The following is a 1,668-nucleotide window of genomic DNA, read 5'->3' on the forward strand; positions in this document are numbered from 1 at the left end:
GATCCTTTTGGGACACCCTCACCTCTTTTACGCCAAAATCCCCTCAATTTTCTCGAGCACATCTTCGCTGAGCACGACATCGACCGCTTTGACGTTCTCTTCGACTTGTTCCGGGCGGCTGGCGCCGATTAAGGCGCTGGCGACGTTCGGCTGGCGCAGCACCCAAGCGAGGGCAAGCTGGGACAACGTAATGCCAAGCTCAGCCGCGATTTTTTCGAGTTGTTCCACTTTCGTTAACACTTCGTCATTGAGCAATCCTTGGATAAACGTATTCGCTCTTGGATCAGCGGCGCGGCTGTCAGCCGGCAACGCTTGACCTCGTTTGTATTTGCCGGTCAGCACCCCTTGGGCGAGCGGCGAAAAGACGATTTGACTGATGCCGTTTTGTTCGCACACCGGGATGACTTCCTTTTCAATATAACGGTGAAACATGTTGTATTGCGGCTGATTGACGACGATCCGATCGAGCAAGTAGCGGTCGGCCACGCCGAGCGCCTCTTGAATTTGCTGGGCCGTCCATTCGCTCACGCCGACATACAGCACTTTTCCTTGGCGGACGAGATCATCGATCGTACGCAACGTCTCATCGACCGGCGTTTCTTTGTCATAGCGGTGGCAGTAGTAGATATCGACATAATCCAGTTGCAGCCGCTTTAAGCTCGCATGGAGCTGCTCAAACACATGCTTGCGCGACAGGCCGCGGTCGTTCGGGCCGTCGCCCATCGGCCAAAACACTTTCGTCGCGATGACATACGATTCGCGCGGATATTTGCGCAGCGCCTCGCCGACGATTTTTTCCGCTTCCCCGCGCGCGTAGACGTTCGCTGTGTCAAACGAGTTGATGCCAAGTTCGTACGCCTTGTCAATGACGCGGATCGCGGTTTCTTTTTCCACCGAATTTCCATATGTAAGCCAGCTGCCTAAACTAATCTCACTGACTTTCAGCCCCGTGCGGCCGAGTTTTCGATACTTCACCTTCGCTCCCCTCTCCTTTTGACGGCAATCAATGCCAAATTCTTCATGTCCTCATTATAATCCTCGATCGCTGATTTGCAAAGAGATTTGCCTTACTATTCAAAAAATGACTTCCCCTTCTTTGCGTCCATCATCGTCTTTTTCAATCGATTCACAAAATTTTTGTAGATTTCCGTAGATTTTCGTAGATGCGCATTTACAATCAATTCGAAAAACATTCACAAATTTGTCACAAAGGAGGGGGGCTATTGATTTATTTCCACCAAGTCAACAAATACTACGGCGATTTTCATGTGTTGAAAGACATTAACTTGACGATCAACCAAGGGGAAGTCGTCGTCATTATCGGGCCATCCGGTTCGGGCAAAAGTACGCTCGTGCGCTGCATCAACCGGCTCGAGACGATCTCAAGCGGCGAATTGATCGTAGACGGCATCAAAGTGAACGACAAACACATCAACATTAACGAACTGCGGCGCAATATCGGCATGGTGTTTCAACATTTCAACTTATACCCGCACATGACCGTCTTGCAAAACATCACGTTGGCGCCGCGCAAAGTGCTCGGCATGTCTGAAAAAGAAGCGAACGAGATCGCCATGTATTACTTGGAGAAAGTCGGCATTCCGGACAAAGCGAACGCCTATCCGTCCGCGCTGTCCGGCGGCCAGCAGCAGCGCGTCGCCATCGCCC

The 1,668-nt window shown here is 51.4% G+C and carries 2 protein-coding genes; one reads left to right on the forward strand and one right to left on the reverse strand.

Going from position 1 to position 1,668, the window contains the following annotated elements; translation table 11 throughout:
* Positions 1 to 27: 27 nt before the first annotated feature.
* Positions 28 to 975, reverse strand: a complete 948-nt coding sequence (locus VU18_RS08310; RefSeq protein ID WP_013523972.1) for an aldo/keto reductase family protein — start codon at positions 973 to 975, stop codon at positions 28 to 30.
* 248 nt (positions 976 to 1,223) lie between these two features.
* Between VU18_RS08310 and VU18_RS19825 the strand changes: the two genes are divergently transcribed.
* The coding region (locus VU18_RS19825; protein WP_047757964.1) for an amino acid ABC transporter ATP-binding protein at positions 1,224 to 1,668 on the forward strand (445 nt) is incomplete at its 3' end.

The organism is Geobacillus sp. ZGt-1, assembly GCF_001026865.1.
Taxonomy (GTDB): domain Bacteria; phylum Bacillota; class Bacilli; order Bacillales; family Anoxybacillaceae; genus Geobacillus; species Geobacillus thermoleovorans.